Below are 22,304 nucleotides of genomic sequence, written 5' to 3' on the forward strand. Positions count from 1 at the left end.
TCATCTTTGCACGCGCGAGGCCCTCCTACCGGGACTTAACCGAGATCCGCGATCGCGCGGCGCACTCTCTTATCCGAAACCGTGTACCTGGTTCCGAGCTGTTGGGCAAAGAAAGATACGCGCAGCTCCTCGAGCATCCACGGGATCTCGCGCGCCTCCTCACTCTCGAGCACTTCGGCCGAGAGCTTGTGTTTCGCCTTGTCGAACATGCCCTTGAGGTCCTCGAGCTGCCACGCGAGTTGCGCATCGCGCGCGGGGTTGTCCTGCATTTTCTCGACTCTGTGGAGGTCAGCTTTGAGGTACCGGGGAATCTCGGTGACGATGTGCGCGGGCGTACGCGAGATAAAGCGCCCGGAGGTGAGCGAGTCGGCATGTTCACGGATCTGCGTGAGCTGCTGAAGCACGGCGAGACTCGAGACCTTCGAGACGGCACGCTGGAGTTTCGCGTGCACCGCGAGGGCATCGATCGCGGCGAGCACGAGCGTGCGCGAAAGCTCCGCATGCGCGGAGCTCGTGGCCTCCACGAGACCATCAAACTCCGCCTTCGTGAAAACGAGGCCCTTGCTTTCGGTGTGTGAAATGAGCTCCGCGGTTGCCGCAAGCGAGGCGTCCGCAAGAAGCGCCTTCGCGCTCCCGTAGCTCGATTGCGAGATCGCAAGCTTCGTGGGGTTCGGGAGCGAGGAAAGCACCTGCGCCGAATCGGAGCCGAGCGCCTCCGTCACGAGGTGCGTCACGGCACGCACGTGCTCCCGTCGCTGATCAAGTGCGGTGGGCATCGCCGTGAGATCAACGCTCACCTTGCCGCCCTCCTCGCGCAGCTTGAGCGCGGGATACACGACGACGTTGAGGCCGCCCTGCCGATTGCGCTTCGTGGGCGGAATCTCGAAGTCGGGAAAGCCCTCGAGATCGCGGTCGCCGAAGGACTCCGCCTGGCGCGCTGCGCTCGATTCAACGCGCGCGCGGTGCTTTTTCTTGAGCGCGTCAAGATCGTCACCCGAGCCGATCTCTCGACCCCGGTCATCGCGTACAGAAAAATGCATGCGCAAGTGCGCGGGAAGCTTCGTCACCTCGAATTCGTCGCCATAGAGCGGGAGATCATCTGGCACTCCGGGGAGCGCTACGAGCTCGTCAGCAACGGCTTCGACGAACCTTTCGCCGGTGTTCGGGTCGTCCTCGCGAAGAACCTGGGCGACAGCGCGCGCTTTATCGGGGGCGGGGATGAGGTGGCGTCGGATAGGCTTCGGAAGTGTGCGAATGAGCTCCGCGATCTTTTCCTCGCGCATGCCTGGCACGAGCCAGTCGAAACCTTTTGCCTCAAGCCTGCCGAGCACGGCGAGGGGAACGAGCGCCGTCACGCCATCCTTCACAGTTCCCTTCGTGGACGGCCGGGAAGCGTCGGAACTCTCTCGAGCCGAAGGCTCGAACGCGTACCGAAGCGCGAGCGTAATATCCCCCTGCACCCACGTGTCCGGGAACCCCGCGGCGTGCTCCTCCGCATCGTCTTCGAGCAGAATGTCGCGCGTGAGATGCAAGAGTTCGGGGGTCTCGTGGCGCTGCTTTTTCCACCACGCATCGAAGTGCCGCCCACTCGTCACCTTCGCAGGGATGCGCGCGTCATAAAACTCGAACAGTGCGGCGTCGCCCGCGATGAGGTCTCTGCGCCTCGCCTTGTTCTCGAGTTCCTCGAGCTCCTCGATGAGTCGCACGTTGTCCCTAAAGAAGTGGTGGCGCGTGCTCCACTGCCCCTCGATCAGGGCATGCTGAATGAAAATCTCGCGCGAAAGCTCAGGATCGATGCGACCATAGGCCACGGCGCGGCGTGCGATGATCGGCACGCCGTACAGGGTCGCTTTCTCATATGCCATCGCACTTGCCTTCTTCGAACTCCAGTGCGGCTCGGAGTAGGAGCGTTTCAGCACGTGGGCGCCTACGTCCTCGATCCACGAGGGATCGATCTTCGCGGCGGTGCGCGCGAACAGGCGTGAAGTCTCCACGAGCTCGGCAGCCATGACGTAGTCGTGACGTTTCTTGGCGATCGCGCTCCCGGGCCACACAACGAAGCGGGAGTTGCGCGCACCCTGATAGTCACGCGTGCGCTCATCGTAGAGCCCCACGTGACTGAGGAGCCCCGCCAGCAAACTCTGGTGGATGCTCGCCTCGCTCGCCGGGTTGTCCGACGGCCGCAGCCCCACATCGCGGCACATGTCTTTGAGCTGCGCGTGCAGATCCCACCATTCGCGAATGCGCACGTAGTGCAGGTATTCACTCTTGACTTCGCGCTTGAACGCCGAGTTGGAGAGCGCCTTGCGGCGCTCGCGCAAGTGGCGCCACAGTTGGAGATAGGTGAGGAAGTCGCTCGTTTCATGGGTGAAGCGCGCATGGAGCTGATCCGCGTGCGCTTTCTTTTCGAGGGGGCGCTCGCGCGGATCCTGAATCGAGAGGGCAGCAACAATGACGAGAACCTCGCGGAGTGCACCGCGCTTATCGGCTTCGAGGAGCATGCGCGCCATGCGCGGGTCGAGCGGGAAACGCGAAATTTGCTCACCAATGTGGGTGAGCGTGCGGCCTCCGGGCGCGTTTTTCTCGGGTCGAATCGCACCGAGTTCTTCGAGAAGGCGCACGCCATCACGCACCGCGCGTTTATCGGGGGCTTCGACGAACTCGAAGCTCTCGATGTCGCCGAGCCCGAGAGCGGTCATTTGGAGGACGACGCTCGCGAGGGCCGTACGGAGAATCTCGGGTTCGGTGAACTCGGGCCGCGTGTCGAAATCCTGCTCGGAGTAGAGGCGAATCGCTATGCCCGGGCTCGTGCGGCCCGAGCGGCCGGAGCGCTGCTTGGCGCTCGCCTGGCTGATCGGCTCGATCGGAAGGCGCTGGACCTTCGTGCGCTGCGAGTAGCGGGAGATGCGCGCGAGTCCCGAATCGACGACGAATTTAATGCCCGGAACGGTAAGAGAGGTTTCCGCGACGTTTGTCGCGAGAACAATCCGACGGCGACCGTTTTTCGGCGGGCTGAAAATCTTCTGCTGATCCTGCTCGGAGAGGCGGCCGAATAGGGGAAGAACGTCGATGCGGCTCGCGGCCCCTCCGCGTTTTCTGAGGTGTGCCTCGAGTTCCTCCCCGACCTCGCGAATTTCGCGCTCACCGGGGAGGAACACGAGGATGTCGCCCGGCCCCTCAGCGATGAGTTCGTCGCATGCGTCGGTGATGGCCTCGGTGAGGTCGCGCTCCTCGCTGCGAATATCGGCGAGGTCGTCCGCTTCTTCAACCTCGGGCTCGAGCACGAGCGGTCGATAGCGGATCTCAACCGGATAGGTGCGGCCCGACACCTCGATAATGGGGGCGGGGTGCAGGTCACCCGCGCGATCCTTCTTCCCGAAGAACTCGGCGAAACGTTCGGGGTCGATTGTCGCCGAGGTGATGATGATTTTGAGGTCCGGGCGGCGGCGAGCGATGCGTTTGAGGTAGCCGAGGAGCATATCGATCGTGAGGCTGCGTTCGTGGGCCTCGTCGATGATGATCGCGTCGTACTTCTTCAGCTGCCGGTCGCCGTGAATCTCTGAGAGCAGGATGCCGTCGGTCATGACCTTGAGGCGCGTGGATTCGGCGGTGTTTTTCGTGAACCGCACCTGGTATCCGACGGCTCCCTCGCCGAGTTTTTCGCCGAGTTCGTGCGCGATGCGGCTTGCGACACTTCGGGCGGCGATTCTTCGGGGTTGGGTGTGCCCGATCATGCGGCCACGGGCGCCGTAACCGAGCTCGAGCAGCATTTTCGGCAGCTGTGTTGTTTTGCCCGAGCCCGTCTCCCCCGCGACAATCACGATTTGGTTGTCGCGGATCGCACGCTGGATCTCCTCGCGCTGCTGCGAGACGGGAAGGTCAGCGGGATAAGTGATCGCGAGGCGCGGCTCTCCTTCGCGCGGGAGGGCGCCAGAGTTCTCGTTCCTGGGGCTCATATCCCCTCTATCGTAGTCACCCCGCGCCCGCTGCCGTCCGTGCGAGTGGACACAAGCGTTCCATAGGCAACATTCGAGACCGCGCATCCGAGTCTCGTTCAGCAGCACGCCCCTACGATTGAGTCGCATCCTTACCGAACAGAGAGGTTCTTATGAAAGCCCTTCGCAAGGCTGCCCCCAAAAAGGGGCTCGAAATCGTTGACATCCCGGAGCCACAGGTCGGCCCCAACGATGTCAAGGTGCGTGTCATGCGCGCCGGTATCTGCGGCACCGACCTCCATATCCTCGAGTGGGACGCTTCGGCACAGGACATGTGCGATTCCGTTCCGTTTACGCCCGGCCACGAGTTCTACGGCGAAGTCACCGAGATTGGCGAGGACGTCGTGGACGTGCGTGTGGGCGATCGCATTTCTGGCGAGGGCCACGTGGTATGCGGTATTTGCCGTAACTGTCGCGCGGGTCGCCGCCACATGTGCATTCGCACGCGCTCGATTGGTGTTCAGCGTGACGGTGCCTTCGCCGAATACGTCGTGATCCCTCAGCAGAACGTGTGGGTGCACCACAACGATGGGGGCGAAGAGATCATCACTCCTGAGCTAGGAGCGATCTTTGATCCGCTCGGCAATGCCGTTCACACAACCCTCAAGTTCCCGCTTGTGGGCGAAGATGTTCTCATCACGGGTGCTGGCCCCATCGGTCTCATGTGTGCCGCAGTGGCCCGCCACGCCGGTGCACGCTACATCGCGATCACTGACGTCAAGGATCATCGCCTTGCGATGGCGAAGGAGATGGGCACCGACGCCCAGATCGACGTCTCGACAACGAGCGTCCGCGATATTCAGGCCTCCCTCGGCATGCGCGAGGGTTTCGACGTGGGCCTCGAGATTTCGGGCCAGGCAAGCGCACTTCAGGACATGATCGACAACATGAATCACGGCGGAAAGATCTCCATGCTGGGTTTGCCGTCGAAGCAGTTTGAGATCAACTGGACAACCGTTGTCACGCGAATGCTGACCCTCCAGGGCATCTACGGACGCGAGATGTTCGAAACGTGGAACGCCATGAACGCCATGGTGCGCACATCGAAAGTTCTTCGCGAGCGCGTGCTGTCGACCGTGACCGACGTGCTGCCCGCGGAGAAATGGGCGGATGCGTACGCGCTCGCGCGCTCAGGCGAAGCTGGCAAGATCGTTCTCGACTGGGAAAACATTTAAGGAGTATCGATGTACACGAGCATGAAAGACGAGCTGACCGCGGAACTCAACGCCATCCGTGAGGCCGGAACCTTCAAGAACGAGCGCCCGATTCTCACCCCACAGTCGAACGAGGTACAGGCCGCCTCGACGCGTGGCGAAGAGGGCCGCGAGGTTCTGAACTTCTGCGCGAACAACTACCTCGGCCTCGCCGATCACCCCGAGCTTATTGCCGCCGCGAAGCGCGCGCTTGACGAGCGCGGCTTTGGCATGGCGAGCGTGCGCTTTATTTGCGGCACGCAGGATCGCCACCTCGTGCTCGAGGAGAAGCTCAGCGAGTTCCTCGGAACCGACGACACGATCCTGTTCTCGTCTTGCTTCGATGCGAACGGGGGCGTTTTCGAGTCGCTTTTCACGAAGGACGACGCCATCATTTCCGATGAGCTCAACCACGCGAGCCTCATCGATGGCATCCGCCTGTCGAAGGCCGCCAGGTACCGCTACAAGAACGCTGACATGGACGATCTTCGCGCCCAGCTCGGGGCCGCGAAGGGCGCGCGCCGCACCGTCATCGTGACCGACGGCGTGTTCTCCATGGACGGCTACCTCGCTCCGCTCGATAAGATCTGCGATCTCGCCGATGAGTTCGGCGCACTCGTGCTCGTGGACGATTCGCACGCCGTGGGCTTCATGGGCGAGACGGGTGCGGGCACGCCCGAGCACTTCGGCGTCTCCGATCGCGTGGATATTTACACGGGCACGTTCGGCAAGGCCCTTGGCGGCGCGAGCGGCGGCTATGTGTCGGCGCATCAGGAGATCATTGATGTTCTGCGCCAACGCGCGAGGCCGTACCTCTTCTCGAACTCGCTCGCCCCCGCGATCGTCGAGGCGACGATTACCGCGCTCGACCTCGTGAAGAACTCGGGTGGGCTTCGCGCGAAGCTGTTCGAGAATGCGGAACATTTCCGCAGCGCAATGGGCGAGGCTGGCTTTGAGCTTCTCGACGGCGAGCACGCGATTGTTCCCGTGATGTTCGGTGACGCCGCCCTCGCGGGCCGTATCGCGGACCGCATGCTCGAGCACGGCGTGTATGTCACGGCGTTCAGCTACCCGGTTGTGCCGAAGGAGAAGGCGCGCATCCGCGTGCAGCTCTCGGCCGCGCACACAAGCGAGGACATCGACCGTGCTGTCGCGGCGTTCGTCGCGGCCCGCGACGCCGAAAACTGAGCATCTCCCTCCCCTCCCCTGGATTGCATAGGGGTTGTGGGGGTTTGACCTCTGGCCACTCCCCAATAGCGAAAGGCCCGGCATCAATGCCGGGCCTTTCTCATGTCAGTGGCAGCGATTCAGGCAGTGTCCTTCCTCCGCTGCATGAACGTCATATCAGTGCTCGTCGTAGTGACCGTCGTGCTCCGCGTGGCGGTGACCGTCGTGGACGTAGTCCACATGGTCCTCGTGCTGCACGGCTTCGTGGCCGCAATCTTCGCCGTGCTGGTGATCCGCAACGGTGTGCTCAGCCTGCGGCTGGTGCTCATCGTAGTGGTCGCCGTGCTCGGCGTGCAGGTGGCCATCGTGCTTGTAGTCCACGTGGTCGCCGTGCTGGACAGCCTCGTGGCCGCAGCCCGCGCCGTGGGTGTGTTCGGTAGGGGTGTGTTCAGCTTTGTGGTCAGTCATGGCGTTCTCCTTCTTGTGTGTGCGCCAGGGTGTCGTGGATGACGTGAGCGACGTGGGCGTCGACGATGGAGTATCGCGTCGCTTTGCCTTCACGCTCCCCCTTCACCACGTGCACCTCGCGAAGTTTCGCGAGGTGCTGGGACACGAGCGGTTGCGAAAAACCCGTGCACTCCACGAGCTCCGTTACCGTGCACGCATGATCGGAAAGGTGCAGCACAATTTCGAGGCGCGCCGGGTTGCCGAGCGCCTTGAAAACTCGTGCTGCGTGGTCGATCTGCGAGCTGTCTCCCATGGCACAAGTCAACCACAATCATTCAGGTATTGCAATACCTTTATTTTTGGGAACTATTCCCACCCTCACTCGCACACTCACGCTGCAATGAGCGCACACACGCCGACGGCAATTCCCGCCCACGCCGCGGCCCAGAGCACCGAGGCAAAGGTGCCAATAATGAAAAGCTCCCCCACGCGGGCCGCCTCGCGCCCCTCTTTTTCGGCGCGAAGCTCCGGGTAGCGCCCGAGCCCCTTGACCGCGAGGACGACGGCAATACCGGCAGGGAACCCCGCGACGATCGAGACATACACGGCAAGCCTCTCGAGAATCCCGATCCAACGCCCACCAGGCAGTTCCTTTTGCGCACTCATAAGAGAACCCTGCACAGCAGCCCCACGCACCCCGCCACGATCAATACGGCGCAAGAGCGCGCGAATGGCTCGATTTCCAGCCACGGCACCACAGCCACATATTGCCAGCACGACCGCACACCAGAGAAGGTTCACTACGCCCACAGCACCCCCATTTAGCTTTTCGCTAAATTCTTCGCTAATTAAGCTATAATCTACACATGGCAGTTCTGAAGTCCCGCGCTTACGCCGTCGCGGTCATCGGCGACATCGTCAACTCTCGCGAGTACGACCGCACCGCACTCCACCGCACCCTCAAAGCTGCCCTCGCCACGCTCACCGAGCACGGAATCGAACCCCTCCACCCTACCGTTGGCGACGAAATCCAAGGCATCTTCGCCACGCACGGCGAGGCACTTCGCGCCACCCATCTTCTTCGCCTCTACCTTCGCGAAAGCGGCTACGACATACGCTTCGGCATCGGCGCAGGCGAGATCCGCATCGTCGATCGCGACAGCGACATCCAAGATGGCCCCGCCTGGTGGTCGGCACGAGAGGCCCTCAACCACACCGAACAGCTCGCCACCACCCCCGGATGGGCTGGCATTCGCACAGGGCTTGGCCCGGGCTCCCCCAACACAAAAGAGTCCGACGGCAGCCAAGTATCCGTCGGAACCGCACCTTCACAGAAGGACGACACGCCCCCGGCACCGGCACTCTGCCACCTCATCGACGCCCACATCAGCACCCTGAACCCCAGCACGTGCGGAACCCTCCGAAGCCTCCTCGAAGGCGAACCCAACACCGAGACCGCCGCACGCCTCGGCATCTCCCCAAGCGCCAACACTCAACGCATCACCCGCCACAACCTCCGCCCCCTCAAAGAAGCGATCCGCGCGACGTGGACATAGGCCCGCCGACCCCTGCTACACCACCCGGACCATGATGAGGCACGGCGTATCGGCGCCCCAAAGCTCGGTTTCCTCGAGCGGAATAAAGTCGAGCGCTTCGTAAAACTTTCGTGTCGCCGCATAGCCCTCATCCGGGTGAGACGCACCGAGAGTTTTGACCTGAAGGAGCCTCACCGAGCGTTCACGGCAATGCTCCACGATCGATTCCACAAGTGCAGTCCCGACCCCGGTTCCCCTGAACTCACGTTCTACGGCGATGAAGAAGAGATCGGCGGCGCGGTCGAAGTGGTAATCCACGAGGGCGGCGCCTCGCACACATCCGGCTTCGTCGCGAACCGTCCATGTTTCCTTCTCCCGCGCAGCATCGATGTACTCGGCGTTTGCTTCAGGGATCCCAAACCACTCCGGCAGGCTGGCAAGGATGCGCTCAACGTCATTCGGCACCGGCACATCGCGCCCGGCCTCCCACCTATCGGCATGAGCGAGATCCACGGAATTGCTCATTCACACACCTTTTCACCCGAGAGAAAAGCACAAGGTCCTTTGGTCATACACACCGCTACTGCAATCGTATCGACGCAGGTCGAGCGCGGCCCGCTGAAGCCGCAAAAGGCAACGAAAAAAGGCGCCCACTATGCATATAGTGGGCGCCCTAGTCGTGGAGCCGGCGGGAATCGAACCCGCGTCCGATAGTGCGAAGCCAGGGCTTCTCCGGGCGCAGTCCGCGAAATCGTTTTCTCAGCCCCAGCGCTCACACGGACACGTCGCTGACAGGCTCAGTCACTCTAAGGTGTTCACCCAACCCCGGTGACCAGGGTTGGTAGCAGTGGCCCTCTAGATGATGGACAGGTCAGGTCGAAGGCAATCCCTGACGGTCCAGACTGCTATCGCTGATCAGGCAGCGAGAGCGAAGTCAGTGCGCTTAGGTTCGGCACTTATTGTTTTCCAGGGAGCGTTAGCGAGATAACCCTGGATCCTCGGCCCGCTTCCCCTCGCTGGACAACTACCGTCGAAACCGATCGACCCCGTATCGGGTGGCAACGCCCCAAAGGCGGGACGTGCCAGATAATCTGCACCCGCTTTTGCGGGTGGGATGCGTGCCTGATTCGCACACCCTATTCGATTATCAAAAACCTCGTGCACCATTTAGTGCAGTAGTTCAGTATACAGCCCTCAACGCTCAACACCAAGGCCTTATTCCCGGCGAGCAACCGTCGGACCCGTTTTCCTGCCGCCCGTGCGGGACGGGCGGGAATTTCCGACGCTAGCTGAGCATCTCCCGCCGCCTCATCGCGCGTTGAGCCTCGCGAGCATCCTGCTTCTCGCGCAAGGTCTGGCGCTTATCCCATTCCTTCTTACCGCGTGCGAGGGCGATCTCCACCTTGGCATGCGAGCCGAGGAAGTAGATCGAGAGCGGAATGATCGTGTAGCCCTTTTCGCGAGTTTTATTCATGAGTTTCAGGATCTCGCGCTTATGCAGCAAAAGCTTGCGCTTGCGTCGCGCAGCGTGGTTTGTCCACGTTCCCCGCACGTACGGGGCGATGTGCACGGCGTCCATCCACACTTCGCCGTTGTCGATGTAGCAGTAGCCATCGACGAGCGAAGCACCGCGCTCGCGCAAAGATTTCACTTCGGTTCCCTGGAGAACAACGCCGGCTTCCCACGTCGCATCGATGTGGTAATCATGGCGCGCCTTCTTATTTGAAGCAATGAGCTGCTTCGTGCGCTCAGGAGCCGCCGGCGCTTTCTTCTTTTCGGCCTTCTTGGCCACGTCAATCCCTCCGAACGTCTCGATACAGCAACCGTCTAGTATCCCACAAACTTACGGGGATCGAGAGCGGTTCCATCGAGATGCGTTTCGAAGTGCAAGTGGCAGCCGGTCGAGGCGCCGGTCGAGCCCACGTATCCCACGGTCTGACCAGCGTCGATGCGCTGACCAACGGAGACCGCGAAACCTTGCAAGTGGTGGTACGAGGTCGTGAGAAGCTGACCATTATGCAGACCGTGGCTCACGATCACCTTATTGCCTGCCGCACGATTGTGGGTCGTGGCAAGCACCTTGCCGGAGGTCATCGCTCCCACGGGCGTGCCGCACGCCGCCGCATAATCCATACCCTTGTGGAGTTTGCGCGTGTGGTACACGGGGTGGAACCTATAGCCAAACATCGAGCTGCGACGTGCCGAAACCGGATTACGGAATTTTCCTGAAGACGCCCCGCCGGAAGAAGAGCCCGAAGACTTCGGCGGTGAAACCTTGCGCGGTTTTCGACGCTCGCGCCTCGCTCGGCGTTCCTCCGCTTCACGCGCCTCACGGGCCTTCCGCTCCGCTTCACGCTGGCGAGCGAGCTCTTCCTGACGCTCCTTTTCGATAAGACGCTGGATGTCCGCCTCAAGCGCGCTTGATTGCGATTCGAGCTCCGACTCGCTCACACGGTACTTCTCTTTAAGCGTTTCGAGAGTGGCCGCCTGCGTTTTCTGCGACGCATAGAGATCGTCAAGACTCTTCTTCGCTTGCGTCGCCTCACTTTCGGCCTCGCGACGTTCCGCAACCGCTGCCGCCGACTTCTTTTTGAGATCCTCGATCTCGGCCCGGATGGCTTCGAGACGGTCCGCCGAGTTCACGTTCATCGCCTGCTGGCCACGCAAATCCGTGAGCTTCGCCCCCTGTGCCTGAAGCGTGAGGCGATAGTTCATTGTGCGGTCAACGGCATCCTGCGGGTTTTCCGCATTCAAGAAGATCGACGCGGGGTTCGGGGCCCCCGTGCCCTTATAGGCCTCGATCGAGGCACGCGAGACATCCTCGTTCGATTGCGAGATCTTCTGCTCGCCACTTTCGACCGCTTGGCGGATCTCGCGTTCTTCCGACTCGGCGTCCTTGAGGCGCGCCGCCTGGCGTGCGTCCTCGGCTTTTGCAGCCTCGAGAGCTGAACGTGCCGAGTCGAGGCGCGCTTGCGCATCGGGAATTCGTGCCTCGGTTTCTGCGAGTGAAAGGTAGGCGTCAGCGAGCTCCGTATCGACTTCGTTGAGATCTTCGCGAAGTGACGCAAGCTTTTCGTCGACGCTCTTCTTTTCTTTCTTTTTATCGTCGATACCATCGGCGAGAACGCTCTCCCCCGAGAGTGCACCCGATGTGGTGAGGCCCAGGACAGCCGCGAACGACGCGCCTTTCACGAGTGTGCGCCGAGAAAGAAACGGCTTCTTTCTCTCATCATGTGGCATATCGAGAACCTGCCTAAACCTTCAAATAACGATTGAGCGAAACGACGGACGAGCCTACGGCGAGAATAGCACCGAGAGCGAGGAGAATCGGCCCCACCCATAGAAGATCTGCCATCGACATCCGAATAAGATCAGAGCCAAGAGCCGGCTCGAGCCACCCCTCGACAAGGTATTTGATCGCGAAAGAAAGCACGCCGGTGGCGAGGGCGCCACCGATCAGCGCGGCAACCGCCCCCTCGAGAAGGAAAGGCAAACGAATGAAAATGTTGCTTGCGCCAACAAGACGCATGATCGCGATCTCTCGCCTCCGGTTCGCGACCGACATGCGGATCGTTGTGGCAACAAGCAACACGGCGGCGACGAGCATGACGGCTGCAAGGGAAATCGCAAAGACGGTGGATTGATTGAGAATCTTGATGAAGGGCGCGTACACCGCGAGCAGATCCGAGACATCGTCGACGCCGTCGCGCCCTCGGAAAAAGTCGACGACCGCACTTGAGCGCTTTGCATCGGCGAGCGTGATGTGGAAACTCACCGGCATGTCCTCGGCCGTGAAATCCTGAGCGAAACTCTCCCCACCGAACTGGGAGCGATATACCTCGAGAGCTTCCTCTTGCGAGCGCTCATCCACGGTCGCAATGTACGGCCCCAAAATATCGCCTTCGAGGGCCTCGCGGACCTCAGCGATCTGGGCGTCCGTCGCCGCTCCCCCGGCACACGACGTCGCGGTGGAATGCGGAGAACACATATAGACGCTAATTTGCGAGTTCTTCACGAGGATGTCTTGAAGCGCGACAATCTGCTTCTGCATGAGAAGCCCCGCGCCCACGAACGTGAGCGAAACCGCGGTCACAATCACGACGGAAATCACCATCGCAATGTTGCGACGAAGCCCTCCGAAGCTTTCTTTAAGGATGTAGCGAAGCCTCATGCGAGTTCATCCTCCTCGCCCGTATCCGAATCCTCGAAGGCGCGATCAAGGTCTCCCATGCGCTCGCTTTCGCTCGCGCTTTCATCAAAACGCTCATACGCCACGTCAGAAGCGCGTGCACTTCCTCCGGGGAAGGGGGCCGACGCTTGCCGCTCCCCCGCCGCGTCGCCATCGGGTACCGCTCCCGAGATCACACTTTCATCTGCGGCCCCGCGATAGTGGCCGCGCATTTCATCGCGAACAACATGGCCATCCACAAGTTCGACAACGCGCTTACTCAAGCGATTCACCGCTTTTTCATCATGGGTGGCCATGAGCACGGTCGTGCCACGCTCATTGATATCGGCGAGAATATCCATGATGCCCTTTGCCGTCTCCGGGTCAAGGTTGCCCGTGGGCTCATCGGCAAGAAGTATCGTGGGCCGATTCACGTAGGCGCGCGCGATCGCGACGCGCTGCTGCTCACCACCGGAAAGCTCGTGGGGCAGGCGTTGCCCCTTGCCTTCAAGGCCGACCATGTCGAGAACCTCAGGCACGAGCTTCTTCACCGCACTGCGCGGGGTGCCGATGACTTGCAGCGCGAACTCCACGTTCTCGAAAGCAGTTTTTGTGGGCAGCAAACGAAAATCCTGGAACACCATACCGATCTCGCGGCGAAGGCGCGGAACCTTCCAGCTCGATAGCCGCGAAAGGTCCTTGCCCGCCACAAAGATCGAGCCCGACGTAGGGTTCGTTTCCTTAAGGATGAGGCGCAGCATTGTGGACTTCCCTGAGCCCGACGCCCCCACGAGAAACGCGAACTCGCCACGCTCAAATTCGAGTGACAGATCAGCAAGCGCGGGAACGCTCTTACGCTGATACGTCTTCGTCACGTGCTCGAAACGAATCACAAGTTCATCCCATCTGGGCGGGTCGACAGCACCCCTCGAAACGTCCGCGGGCGTGGCGAGGGCCAGTACGCGACTACACTAACGAGACCGCGCCTCAAATCGGCGGATTCACCCCGGTCACTCGGGTCACGTTTTGCTCAAGAATTCGTCAAGGACGTGAGAGGCGGCGTGCGAATGCGTGAAGCAGTGTGAGCTCGGCAAGCGTCGGACCCCGGCGTTACGGCGATGCGCCCACCCCGCGGGGCGGATTAATCCTCCAGGCGGGACTGCTCCACGCGCCAGCGGATGCCCGCCTCGATAAACCCATCAATGTTGCCGTCGAATACCGAACTCGGGTTGCCTTCGGAGTAATCGGTTCGCAGATCCTTGACCATTTGGTATGGATTCAGCACGTACGAGCGCATTTGGTCGCCCCAGCTCGCCTTGATATCTCCCGCAAGCTCCTTGCGCTTGGCGTCTTCTTCTTGCTTCTTGAGGAGCAAAAGGCGCGACTGGAGAACACGCAACGCGGCAGCACGGTTTTGAATCTGGGACTTCTCGTCCTGCATCGACACCACAATGCCAGTGGGAATGTGAGTCATACGCACGGCCGAGTCCGTCGTGTTCACGCTCTGGCCGCCGGGACCAGAGGAACGGAAGACGTCGATCTTGAGTTCGTTCTCGGGGATCTCAATGCTGTCGGTCGTCTCGATCAACGGGATCACCTCGACCGCCGCGAATGAGGTTTGGCGGCGCCCCTGATTATCGAACGGGGAAATGCGCACGAGGCGGTGCGTACCGCCCTCGACGCTGAGCGTTCCATAGGCGTAGGGCGCACTCACCTCGAACGTGACGGACTTAAGGCCAGCTTCTTCCGCATAGGAAGTATCCATCACCTTCGTGGGATAACCCTTGTGTTCGGCCCACCGCAGATACATGCGCAAAAGCATTTCGGCAAAGTCGGCGGCATCCACGCCGCCGGCACCCGCGCGGATCGTCACGACGGCGTTTCGTTGGTCGTATTCACCGCTCAGCATCGTGCGAACCTCGAGTTCGTCGAGGGCCTTACGGATCGAGGCGAGCTCAGTTTCGGCATCCTCGGCCAGCTGCGCATCGCCTTCCTCTTCGCCAAGCTCGACCATGACCTCGAGATCATCAATACGGCTCGAAAGCTCGCTCACGCGGCGCTTTTCTGCCTGCGCGTGCGAGAGATCGGACGTCACCTTTTGCGCTGCCTCCGGGTCATCCCACAGATCGGGGGCGGCAGCTTGCTCCTCAAGATCGGCGATCCTGGCCGTGAGGGCCTCAAGATCGGTCACCTTCTCGATCGATTCGAGGGTCGAGCGAAGGTGGGGAATTTCAGCAGAAAAATCAGAACTCACAAAAATCCACTCTACGCTACGAGGGCCACGCGGGGCAGGGACGCGGTGGCGAAGGCATGCGCCAATGCGGCATGCTCCACAACCTCGCCGCCCCTCCAGTCAGTGTGCGTGGGCCGACGATTGCACGCGCACGACAAGCGGAGAATCAAGTGCTCGAGAGATCCAGCCCACGAGGGGTGGATGAAGACGCGCTTCGAGTGTAATCGTGACCTCACCACTCGGCGCGAGGGAGAGCGAGGCGATATGCATATCGCTCACACGCTCGAACTGATGAGGATACGACGCAAGGAAAGCCTGAGCGCGTTCGCGCGCCTCCTCCTCGGTGGGCGTGCGCGGATCACCCGATGCGTCATAGAGCGTGTTTTCGCTCGTAGCTCCCGCAGCATGGAGCGCCGCACCATCGGCCACGAACTGGGCACGATTACGGTCAATCTCCACTCCGGTCACCGCAATACCAAAGGCGATCACCATGAGCACCACAACACTCACGCCGATCGTCAGGACGCTAGCGTTCCCGCGTTCTGCGCCGAGGAGCGCTGCACCATGTTTGCATCTCACCGAGCATTCCCTTCCGAGATCAGCGCGTGACGCCCCGTCACGCCGACGATCGATGAGTCGATCCCGACCACGCCGAGACCCGGAATCGGCACTGCGAGACTTACCTCAACCGACACGGCTTCTCCCGCTACCGGGCATGTGGCTGCGGGGCATGCCACGGATATGTCTGCCGGATCGACGTCCACCCCGTAATCGCGCTCAACCTCAGCAATGATGTGCCCAATCCGTTCCTCGCGGCCTTCCGCAAGTTCCTGCACCGAATACACGCGCGCGATCTGGCGCGCGAGGGTATCGGCCGCAAAAGTCGCCGACTGCATCGAGGCGCACGTGAGCAAGAGGTACACGAGCGGGATGAGGAGGACCACCGACAGGCCAGTGAACTCCACGATCGAGTTTCCGGAGGCGTCCTTGAGGCGGCACGCGACTTTCCTCGCTACCGCCTTCACCCTAGAGCGCATCTTCATTAACTGCGTGTCCCACAACGCGTAGTGCGTTGCTCGGCCCGAAGAAACCGATGAGCGGCAAGTCCGCATGGATCTCCACTTCGATGACCCCAACTCCTTCACGGGCTTCGACGTAGACGTCCCCCAGTTGAGGGAAGCGGGCCGAGGCCAACTCTGCGGCTCGAGCGCTGCCATCATTCGCATCGTTCCCCAGCAGCGCGCCGTGGTACGCCGACTGCACAGCGATATCCGTGAGCCCATTGCGTACGTGAAGGAACAGCGCAAGCTGGAGAAGGCTCAAACCAAGCACCACGATGAGCGCCGAGATGAGAGGAAACTCCACGACAGCATTGCCGCGCTCCTCGCGCACGCGCGCCCAAAGGCGCCGTACACGTCTCTTCACGCTACTCGGTGAACTGGCTCATGGCCTGGTTGAACAGGCCTACGAGAGCGTCGGACGCCACGGCCCACAGCGCCACGACAATTCCCGCGGTCATGAGGGTAATGAGGACCCACCCGGGAACATCGCCGCGCTCTGAGGCAAAGCGCTCACGCGCTGCGACGAGTGCGCGAACCCCCGCACGAACTACGCGTTCGCGCAGCCCCGAGTGAGTGGTCGCGTTGTCAACGAGGGTCGAACGGTTGATGGACATGAAGTTCTCCTTAGGTGAAGAGAGGGTGGGTGAGCAATATCGGGTCATGGAGGTCAAAGCCCCACTTGTAGTGCGGTGATTCCGGGGAACACCGCAAACACGATGACAAGCGGCATGAGGAGAAAGACGACGGGCATCAGCATGTACACCTCCCGCCGCCCGGCACTTTCCATGAGGGTCCGCTTCGAAAGCTCGCGAGCATCCTGCGCCTGTGCGCGCATGACGTCCGCGAGCGGGGTGCCTCTTTCGAGGGCGACGGCGATGGTCTCCGCAAAACGTGAGACGGAATCTAGTGGCGAGCGGGTGCCGAGGTTCATGAGGGCGTCCTCAAGCGTGGAACCTGCGCGAATTTCAAAGACGGCGATAGCGAGTTCACGCGAGAGTTCCCCGCGAGAGGTGCGCGCGACTCGCTCCATTGCGGCGATGGGCCCCTCCCCCGCGGAGATAGCGAGCGCGAGAAGATCAGCGACGGTGGGGAACTCGCGGGCCATCGCTTGCTTGCGCGACGTAATCGCGCTCGTGAGGAGGTAATCACGCATGAGGGGCGCGGTGACGGTCGCGATCACGACAAGTGCGAGAAGGGCGATAAGCGGTGCCCGGCCGAGGGCGAAGAGTCCCATGCCGAGCGCAGCGCTCGCGACGAACGCGATAATCGCCCACGTCAGTTGCTGCACGCGAAAATCGCGATAGTTGAGTCGCCCGCCCGCGAGCGCAAGCCGCTTCTCGATTTCTCTCTGGCTTCCAAAGGTGCGTGCTGCGAAGGCACGCGCCTTCACGAGAAACGGGCCGAGGTTTGTGTCGATCACGGGATGCACACGCCTCCCATGATCGAGGAAACCGAGCGCTCCGCGAGCCTTCCCTTGCTTCACGTACGGGGCGATGCGCGCCTCGACCGAACGGGGCCTTCTCCACGGGTTTTCAAGGATCACAAGGGCGATCCCGAGCCCAAATAGTGCTCCGAGCGCACATCCGAGCAGGATGATCGTGAAAGTGTTGTCGCGGATGCTCATTCGCGTAGCACCCTCTCGTCTTGGGGCAAACGCGCAAACGCGAGCATGAGCCGATAGGCAAAGAAGGACACGGCCGCACCGACAATAATAAGCATTCCGCCTGCGGCCGTGTCGTAGGCCTCGGCTGCTTCGGGCCGGAGGATCATGAGACCGAGAACGACCCATGGCGCGATGAGCGCAAGCTTTGCTCCGTTGACCGTCCAACTTTGACGTGCTTCAAGTTCGGAGCGCACGCGCGCATCCTCACGAAGGAACGAGGAAAGTGTACGAAGCAGCGTGCCAAGATCGGTGCCGCCAACGTCGCGCGTGATGCGAAGCGCTTCGATAATGCGGTCGGCAACGGGGTCACTCAAGCGCTCCTTGAGCCGGTCGAGGCTATAGGAAAAATCTCCAGTCGCGTGGTATTCACGGGCGAACTCGCCAAAGGGCGAGCGCAGCTGCTCGGGCCCGCGCTCGGCAAGTTGAGCAAGCGATTCCGGTAGCGAGAGACCAGCTCGGACGGCCGATCCCACGAGGTCAATCACTTCCGGCCATACCTCACGGAGGTTTTCTTGCCGGCGCCGTGCGAGTGTGCGAAGCGCCCATGCCGGCAGAAAAAATGCGCCCGCGCCCGCCGCAGCGCTTGGAATCATGGCTGTGCTGATACCGAGCGTCAGGATGAAAACTAGGCCCGCGAGCACTACGGAAGCGAGAAGGAGGTGAAGCGGGCGCGCGCTCGCAAGCCCGATTCTCGCGAAATCATCGCGAACCCTCTGTTCGAAACGGGTTCGTGAACCGCTCCGCCCGGCCCTTCGTGCCTCGCGCGGCCAATAGGCCGACCAGATCGTCACGACGCCAAGACCGAAAAGGGCCCCGGTGGCGAACCCCGGAATCATCGCTCGCCCCCGAGGAGTGTGGAGAGCGAAAAGCCGGCGCGTTCAAATCGCTCGGGGTGGGGCGGGTACGCCTCTCCCCGGCATAAACGCCCGCGCCGCCACTCAAATACGTGCCCGAGTTCCACCACAGAATCTTCAACGCGACCCGGGACAGCGACGATCTCACGCACGCGACGCGTGCCGTCATGAAGGTGATCGAGGTGGACGACGAGGTCGATCGCATTGGCAACCGTGGGAGTGACGAACGAGCTGCTAACGTTCTCCCCCGCGAGCAACGGAAGCGTGCACAGCTTCGCAATTGTGTCGCGCGCAGAGTTCGAGTGGATCGTGGCCATGCCCGGTAAGCCACTGTTGAGGGCAATGAGCATATCGAGAGACTCGGCTTCACGAACCTCGCCCACGATGATGCGGCTAGGCCTCATGCGCAGCGCTTCCTTCACGAGCCGCCGCATGCTGATCTCGCCGACGCCCTCAAGATTTGGTTGCCGGCACTGCATTCCCACGACATCCCGAGCCCGGATATCGAGTTCGAAAACCTCTTCAATCGTCACGACCCGCTCGCGCGGGTAAACGGCCGAGCCTAAGCAGTTCACCATCGTGGTTTTTCCTGAGCCTACGCTCCCGGACACGATGATATTGAGGCCCGCTTTCACACTCGCATCGAGCACATCGGCGGCCTGCTGGGTCAGGGACCCGAGTGCAACGAGATCCGAGAGAGAGTGTGCCTTCGAGATGAACTTTCGAATGTTGACCGACCAGTGCGTGCGCGTGACATTGGGAATCACGGCGTGCAGGCGGGCCCCGCTCGGTAAAAGCGCGTCAACGAAAGGAGTGCTGAGGTCGAGGCGCCTACCTGTTTGAGCGAGCATTCGCTCGACGAGTCCGCGAACTTCAGCAGCCGAGAGCACGAGAGGCGTGAGCTCGCTGACCCCGTTCCGGTGAACGAAAATTTCGCTCGGCGAGTTGATCCAGATTTCTTCGATTTCCGGATCGTCGAGGAAGGCTTGGAGAGCGCCGAAGCCGCCGATGCGCGTGGCTACCTCGCCGACTGCGGCGTCGCGGTCACGCAAGGGTGGAACTTCGCCTCGCGTAGCTTTTGCATCGTACTGCGCAACCACGTGTGCGATGAGGTCATCGAGAGATGACGAGGATGCATCGAGCCCTTGCGCACGGATCGCTTGCCGGGCCTCAGCCTCGATGATCCCGAGTGCGTCCCGCATAGGCGCTTCCCCCTTAGTGATCGTGGCGCCCGCCTTGGCCGCCACCTCGACTCCCATCCCCCAGGGAGCGTTCTGTCATCTTTCTACCAGAGTATGAAAGTGGGCGAAACGCTGTTCCCGAATTGTGGATAACTAGCCTTTCGTTTTCCAGAATGCTGGGTCTTCTCGTGGTGTGGCATCCGTGCAGATCAGCCGTATAGACTCACGTCGTCCCGTTCCCCTGCCCAAGAGGATGACCGCATGGCAACGCGCCTTAATGACCGCGACACCGTGACCGAAGCAAAGATGTCGAAGACCGAGTGGGTCTACGCCGCAAAACGCACTCTCACCGAGTTCACACGCGCGGGGGGAACGGATCTCGCCGCCCAGCTCACCTACTTCATCGTGCTCGCCGTCGCCCCCACCTTCCTTGCGCTCTTTTCTCTCGCGGCGCTCATCCTGAGCGGTTTCCAGGACGAAATCGTGAAGGTCATTACCGATGCGGTCAAGAACTCGAACATCGCGAATGGCTCAACGGATCTCACCGGCGCTATCGAATCAACGCTTAAGTCGCTCCTCGGCTCGACCTCTTCGGGGACGATCGCCCTCATCATCGGTATTTTGACGGCGCTGTGGTCCGCCTCGGCGTTTGTGAAGGCCTTCTCTCGCGCCTCGAACAAGATTTATCGTGTGGAAGAAACCCGAGGTCCGGTCAAGCTTAATCTTTCGATGCTCGCCGTCACCGCTGCTCTCATCGTGGGAATCCTTCTCCTTTTCGTGTCCATGATGCTGAGCCAGAGCATGATGGATTCGATCCTCGGCCCGATTTTCTCAGCTATCAACATGTCGGGCCTCCTCGACTTCCTCACGAACACGTTCATCCCGATCTGGGCGTGGGTGAAGTGGCCGTTCATGCTCGCGCTCCTGTTCGCCGTCGTGTCCCTCCTGTACTGGGCAACACCGAACCTCAAGCACAAGTACCGCTTCATCTCGCCTGGTGGCGTTTTCGCCATCATCGGCATCGCCCTCGCACTCCTCGCCCTGAGCGTCTACATGTCGACGTTGGCGAGCTACTCGAGCTACGGCGCCATCGGTGGTGTAATGGCAGTTCTGTTCGTTCTGTGGGTCGTGAGCATCGTGCTGATTCTCGGTGCGGCCTTTGACGCGGAGGTTCTGCGCGGCCGCCAGCTCGCTGCGGGCATGCCCGCCGAGGATGGTTTCGAGCTGCCGAGCCGCGGTGCCGAGCCGCCTACGAAAGCCGACCTGAAGTACGCAAAGATTGTGGACGAGGGCCGCGAGATCCGCGTCGGCAATCTCTACAAGAACCAGGACAATTACACGGCGACGTTCGCGGGCGCGGATGCGCTACGCAAAGGCGACGAGGAGGTCTTCGCCGTCCGCGAGGAGGACCTCAACTCGAGCACTCCCTCCACGGTGAGCACCGAGAAAAGCGCTGAGGACGCACGAGACTAGGAGCAATCTGAGCCGTGTGTGGGCGCTTTGCGTTTTTCCAAGAGATCGAGCCTGTGCTCAACGATGTCGGCGCGCTTGATCTCGCGGATCCGCACCTTCACGCGCGCTACAACATTCCTCCCACGGCACCGATTTACGTCGTTACCGAAGGGCTCGAACGCGCCACGGGCGAACTTAGGCGAGGCGTGCGCACCGCGCGCTGGGGCCTTCTTCCACGGTTCGCGAAAGACCTCTCGTTTTCCGCGAAGACCTTCAATGCCCGCCGCGAGTCTCTCGTGGAGAAGCCGAGTTTCCGCGGTTCGCTCGAGCGTTACCGCGCGCTCGTCCCCATGAACGGCTATTTCGAGTGGCAAGCAGGTGCACACGGCAAAGTCCCTCATTTCATTCACGGCCGCGATACGCCGCTTCTTTACGCGGCCGGTCTTGTGTCGTGGTGGAAGAATCCCGCAGATCCCGAGGCCACATGGCTTTTGAGCGCCACCATCATCACGAAAGCCGCCGAAGGGCACCTCAAGCACATCCATTCCCGCATGCCCGTTTTCCTCGACCCGGGTGGCCGTGAAACGTGGCTCAGCCTCGACTCGTTCTCTTCGGGCGCCGAAGCCCACGCGTGGGTGGGCGGCACGGAGGGCCAGCTTGCGTCGGCGGCGCTCGAGGCCTACCCGGTGGGACGCGAGGTGGGAAGCGTCGCAAACGAGGGGCCACACCTTCTCGAGCGACAGAGTCCTACGCCAACCTAACCCCTCGCGCGCCTCACGTATCGTCGTCGACGAAGAGCTCGCGGTTAGGTCGATTCTCCGGCCGCAAGAGAAGAACAAAAAGTGCCGCTGCGAGTGCCAGTGCACCGAAGCCCGCCCAGAGAAGCCCTCCGCGGATGAGGCTGCCTCCCACAAGAGCCTGGAACAGCTGCCACGTCACACCGAAGCTCACCCCGTAGCGGCCTCGTTTCATAAGCGAGCGCGCGGCGAAACCCACCATGAGGGCGAAAATCCCAAGGAAAACCGCGAGTCCCACCGCAACCGTTTTCAGGTCGGCAGCCTGCGCCGGGAGCGTCACGAGCGCGTAGAGCGCGGCACCGCTAAGAAGGAGCGCTTCGAGAACGAGGAGAAGGGCACTCACGCGGCGCAGCGGGTGTGTGACGCGCTTGAACGTCGCCTCGGCTTCAGAGGCGCCATGGTGGGAGGTCATGCCCCCACCCTAGTGCCCGGTACGCTGCGGGGCGGCCGGTGGCAAGATGCAAACGGTGTGGAAAAGATTACGAGGGATCTTTCTTCTAGATCCTTGTCCGTTAGCGCCGTTGCCAGGAACAATGGAGTACTACATCGCTACAACAC

Annotated in this window: 23 protein-coding genes and 1 other RNA gene; 5 read left to right on the top strand and 19 right to left on the bottom strand. The window is 61.5% G+C overall.

Annotated elements, in window-relative coordinates:
• Nucleotides 1–35: 35 nt before the first annotated feature.
• Complete coding sequence (gene hrpA, locus NBW56_RS02695; protein ID WP_250257893.1) at nucleotides 36–3,956, bottom strand: ATP-dependent RNA helicase HrpA; 3,921 nt, start codon at nucleotides 3,954–3,956, stop codon at nucleotides 36–38.
• A 152-nt stretch (nucleotides 3,957–4,108) separates the two neighbouring features.
• On the opposite strand from hrpA, the gene tdh reads away from it, so the two are divergent.
• Nucleotides 4,109–5,170 carry an L-threonine 3-dehydrogenase gene (gene tdh / locus NBW56_RS02700; protein WP_250257894.1) on the top strand — a complete coding sequence of 354 codons (1,062 nt, stop codon included), beginning with the start codon at nucleotides 4,109–4,111 and terminating at the stop codon, nucleotides 5,168–5,170.
• Between the two features lie 9 nt (nucleotides 5,171–5,179).
• Complete coding sequence (locus NBW56_RS02705) at nucleotides 5,180–6,376, top strand: glycine C-acetyltransferase (RefSeq protein WP_250257895.1); 1,197 nt, start codon at nucleotides 5,180–5,182, stop codon at nucleotides 6,374–6,376.
• A gap of 156 nt (nucleotides 6,377–6,532) precedes the next feature.
• On the opposite strand, the gene NBW56_RS02710 is transcribed toward NBW56_RS02705, so the two are convergent.
• The 3 genes from NBW56_RS02710 to NBW56_RS02720 all read right to left on the bottom strand — a co-directional run bounded on the left by NBW56_RS02710 (nucleotide 6,533) and on the right by NBW56_RS02720 (nucleotide 7,552).
• Nucleotides 6,533–6,823, bottom strand: a complete 291-nt coding sequence (locus tag NBW56_RS02710) for a hypothetical protein (RefSeq protein ID WP_065248093.1) — start codon at nucleotides 6,821–6,823, stop codon at nucleotides 6,533–6,535.
• The gene (locus NBW56_RS02715; protein WP_250257896.1) at nucleotides 6,816–7,115 is read right to left on the bottom strand and encodes an ArsR/SmtB family transcription factor; all 300 of its coding nucleotides are present in this window, start codon (nucleotides 7,113–7,115) and stop codon (nucleotides 6,816–6,818) included. Before NBW56_RS02715 ends, NBW56_RS02710 begins: the two co-directional genes overlap by 8 nt.
• A gap of 77 nt (nucleotides 7,116–7,192) precedes the next feature.
• Nucleotides 7,193–7,552: a hypothetical protein gene (locus tag NBW56_RS02720; protein WP_250257897.1), complete on the bottom strand. Its 360-nt coding sequence runs from the start codon at nucleotides 7,550–7,552 to the stop codon at nucleotides 7,193–7,195.
• A 116-nt stretch (nucleotides 7,553–7,668) separates the two neighbouring features.
• Between NBW56_RS02720 and NBW56_RS02725 the strand changes: the two genes are divergently transcribed.
• Nucleotides 7,669–8,358: a SatD family protein gene (locus NBW56_RS02725; protein WP_250257898.1), complete on the top strand. Its 690-nt coding sequence runs from the start codon at nucleotides 7,669–7,671 to the stop codon at nucleotides 8,356–8,358.
• Between the two features lie 15 nt (nucleotides 8,359–8,373).
• Here NBW56_RS02725 and NBW56_RS02730 read toward each other — a convergent pair whose 3' ends face one another.
• The 14 genes from NBW56_RS02730 to NBW56_RS02795 all read right to left on the bottom strand — a co-directional run bounded on the left by NBW56_RS02730 (nucleotide 8,374) and on the right by NBW56_RS02795 (nucleotide 19,518).
• Nucleotides 8,374–8,862: a GNAT family N-acetyltransferase gene (locus NBW56_RS02730; protein WP_250257899.1), complete on the bottom strand. Its 489-nt coding sequence runs from the start codon at nucleotides 8,860–8,862 to the stop codon at nucleotides 8,374–8,376.
• Between the two features lie 152 nt (nucleotides 8,863–9,014).
• Nucleotides 9,015–9,385, bottom strand: a transfer-messenger RNA (tmRNA) gene (ssrA, locus tag NBW56_RS02735).
• A 237-nt stretch (nucleotides 9,386–9,622) separates the two neighbouring features.
• Nucleotides 9,623–10,129, bottom strand: coding sequence for an SsrA-binding protein SmpB (smpB, locus tag NBW56_RS02740; protein ID WP_250257900.1), 507 nt, complete (start codon nucleotides 10,127–10,129; stop codon nucleotides 9,623–9,625).
• 35 nt (nucleotides 10,130–10,164) lie between these two features.
• Nucleotides 10,165–11,577, bottom strand: a complete 1,413-nt coding sequence (locus tag NBW56_RS02745; RefSeq protein WP_250257901.1) for a M23 family metallopeptidase — start codon at nucleotides 11,575–11,577, stop codon at nucleotides 10,165–10,167.
• A 13-nt stretch (nucleotides 11,578–11,590) separates the two neighbouring features.
• Nucleotides 11,591–12,508: a permease-like cell division protein FtsX gene (gene ftsX / locus NBW56_RS02750; RefSeq protein ID WP_250257902.1), complete on the bottom strand. Its 918-nt coding sequence runs from the start codon at nucleotides 12,506–12,508 to the stop codon at nucleotides 11,591–11,593.
• On the bottom strand, nucleotides 12,505–13,398 hold the full coding sequence (gene ftsE / locus NBW56_RS02755; RefSeq protein WP_250257903.1) for a cell division ATP-binding protein FtsE: 894 nt from the start codon (nucleotides 13,396–13,398) through the stop codon (nucleotides 12,505–12,507). Before ftsE ends, ftsX begins: the two co-directional genes overlap by 4 nt.
• A 248-nt stretch (nucleotides 13,399–13,646) precedes the next feature.
• A complete protein-coding gene (gene prfB / locus NBW56_RS02760) occupies nucleotides 13,647–14,759 on the bottom strand; it encodes a peptide chain release factor 2 (protein WP_250257904.1) in 1,113 nt (370 codons plus the stop codon).
• Nucleotides 14,760–14,858: 99 nt separating this feature from the next.
• Nucleotides 14,859–15,317: an Rv3654c family TadE-like protein gene (locus NBW56_RS02765; RefSeq protein WP_250257905.1), complete on the bottom strand. Its 459-nt coding sequence runs from the start codon at nucleotides 15,315–15,317 to the stop codon at nucleotides 14,859–14,861.
• A complete protein-coding gene (locus NBW56_RS02770; protein ID WP_250257906.1) occupies nucleotides 15,314–15,781 on the bottom strand; it encodes a hypothetical protein in 468 nt (155 codons plus the stop codon). Before NBW56_RS02770 ends, NBW56_RS02765 begins: the two co-directional genes overlap by 4 nt.
• Nucleotides 15,765–16,163, bottom strand: coding sequence for a hypothetical protein (locus NBW56_RS02775; RefSeq protein ID WP_065248104.1), 399 nt, complete (start codon nucleotides 16,161–16,163; stop codon nucleotides 15,765–15,767). The genes NBW56_RS02770 and NBW56_RS02775 overlap by 17 nt, the downstream gene beginning before the upstream one ends.
• A gap of 1 nt (nucleotide 16,164) precedes the next feature.
• Complete coding sequence (locus tag NBW56_RS02780) at nucleotides 16,165–16,413, bottom strand: hypothetical protein (protein WP_236886227.1); 249 nt, start codon at nucleotides 16,411–16,413, stop codon at nucleotides 16,165–16,167.
• Between the two features lie 53 nt (nucleotides 16,414–16,466).
• A complete protein-coding gene (locus tag NBW56_RS02785; protein WP_126846509.1) occupies nucleotides 16,467–17,423 on the bottom strand; it encodes a type II secretion system F family protein in 957 nt (318 codons plus the stop codon).
• Nucleotides 17,420–18,298 (bottom strand): type II secretion system F family protein, encoded by an 879-nt coding sequence (locus NBW56_RS02790; RefSeq protein ID WP_250257907.1) that lies wholly within the window; start codon nucleotides 18,296–18,298, stop codon nucleotides 17,420–17,422. The genes NBW56_RS02785 and NBW56_RS02790 overlap by 4 nt, the downstream gene beginning before the upstream one ends.
• Entirely contained in the window at nucleotides 18,295–19,518 is a 1,224-nt protein-coding gene (locus NBW56_RS02795) for a TadA family conjugal transfer-associated ATPase (protein ID WP_065248786.1), read from the bottom strand. The genes NBW56_RS02790 and NBW56_RS02795 overlap by 4 nt, the downstream gene beginning before the upstream one ends.
• Nucleotides 19,519–19,758: 240 nt before the next feature.
• Between NBW56_RS02795 and NBW56_RS02800 the strand changes: the two genes are divergently transcribed.
• Both NBW56_RS02800 and NBW56_RS02805 read left to right on the top strand, forming a co-directional pair.
• A complete protein-coding gene (locus NBW56_RS02800; RefSeq protein WP_250257908.1) occupies nucleotides 19,759–20,970 on the top strand; it encodes a YihY/virulence factor BrkB family protein in 1,212 nt (403 codons plus the stop codon).
• A 14-nt stretch (nucleotides 20,971–20,984) separates the two neighbouring features.
• Nucleotides 20,985–21,710 (top strand): SOS response-associated peptidase, encoded by a 726-nt coding sequence (locus NBW56_RS02805; protein ID WP_250257909.1) that lies wholly within the window; start codon nucleotides 20,985–20,987, stop codon nucleotides 21,708–21,710.
• A gap of 13 nt (nucleotides 21,711–21,723) precedes the next feature.
• On the opposite strand, the gene NBW56_RS02810 is transcribed toward NBW56_RS02805, so the two are convergent.
• Nucleotides 21,724–22,158 carry a hypothetical protein gene (locus tag NBW56_RS02810; RefSeq protein ID WP_250257910.1) on the bottom strand — a complete coding sequence of 145 codons (435 nt, stop codon included), beginning with the start codon at nucleotides 22,156–22,158 and terminating at the stop codon, nucleotides 21,724–21,726.
• Between the last annotated feature and the right edge of the window lie 146 nt (nucleotides 22,159–22,304).

Source organism: Dermabacter sp. Marseille-Q3180 (genome assembly GCF_940792985.1).
GTDB lineage: Bacteria > Actinomycetota > Actinomycetes > Actinomycetales > Dermabacteraceae > Dermabacter > Dermabacter vaginalis.

Coding starts and splice junctions, on each gene's coding strand:
- NBW56_RS02800 (WP_250257908.1), top strand. CDS start 19,759: ATGGCAACGCGCCTTAATGACCGCGACACCGTGACCGAAGCAAAGATG.
- NBW56_RS02780 (WP_236886227.1), bottom strand. CDS start 16,413: ATGTCCATCAACCGTTCGACCCTCGTTGACAACGCGACCACTCACTCG.
- ftsX (WP_250257902.1), bottom strand. CDS start 12,508: ATGAGGCTTCGCTACATCCTTAAAGAAAGCTTCGGAGGGCTTCGTCGC.
- NBW56_RS02705 (WP_250257895.1), top strand. CDS start 5,180: ATGTACACGAGCATGAAAGACGAGCTGACCGCGGAACTCAACGCCATC.
- NBW56_RS02730 (WP_250257899.1), bottom strand. CDS start 8,862: ATGAGCAATTCCGTGGATCTCGCTCATGCCGATAGGTGGGAGGCCGGG.
- hrpA (WP_250257893.1), bottom strand. CDS start 3,956: ATGAGCCCCAGGAACGAGAACTCTGGCGCCCTCCCGCGCGAAGGAGAG.
- NBW56_RS02710 (WP_065248093.1), bottom strand. CDS start 6,823: ATGACTGACCACAAAGCTGAACACACCCCTACCGAACACACCCACGGC.
- NBW56_RS02725 (WP_250257898.1), top strand. CDS start 7,669: ATGGCAGTTCTGAAGTCCCGCGCTTACGCCGTCGCGGTCATCGGCGAC.
- NBW56_RS02785 (WP_126846509.1), bottom strand. CDS start 17,423: ATGAGCATCCGCGACAACACTTTCACGATCATCCTGCTCGGATGTGCG.
- NBW56_RS02745 (WP_250257901.1), bottom strand. CDS start 11,577: ATGCCACATGATGAGAGAAAGAAGCCGTTTCTTTCTCGGCGCACACTC.
- NBW56_RS02715 (WP_250257896.1), bottom strand. CDS start 7,115: ATGGGAGACAGCTCGCAGATCGACCACGCAGCACGAGTTTTCAAGGCG.
- NBW56_RS02770 (WP_250257906.1), bottom strand. CDS start 15,781: ATGAAGATGCGCTCTAGGGTGAAGGCGGTAGCGAGGAAAGTCGCGTGC.
- tdh (WP_250257894.1), top strand. CDS start 4,109: ATGAAAGCCCTTCGCAAGGCTGCCCCCAAAAAGGGGCTCGAAATCGTT.
- NBW56_RS02790 (WP_250257907.1), bottom strand. CDS start 18,298: ATGATTCCGGGGTTCGCCACCGGGGCCCTTTTCGGTCTTGGCGTCGTG.
- NBW56_RS02810 (WP_250257910.1), bottom strand. CDS start 22,158: ATGACCTCCCACCATGGCGCCTCTGAAGCCGAGGCGACGTTCAAGCGC.
- NBW56_RS02795 (WP_065248786.1), bottom strand. CDS start 19,518: ATGCGGGACGCACTCGGGATCATCGAGGCTGAGGCCCGGCAAGCGATC.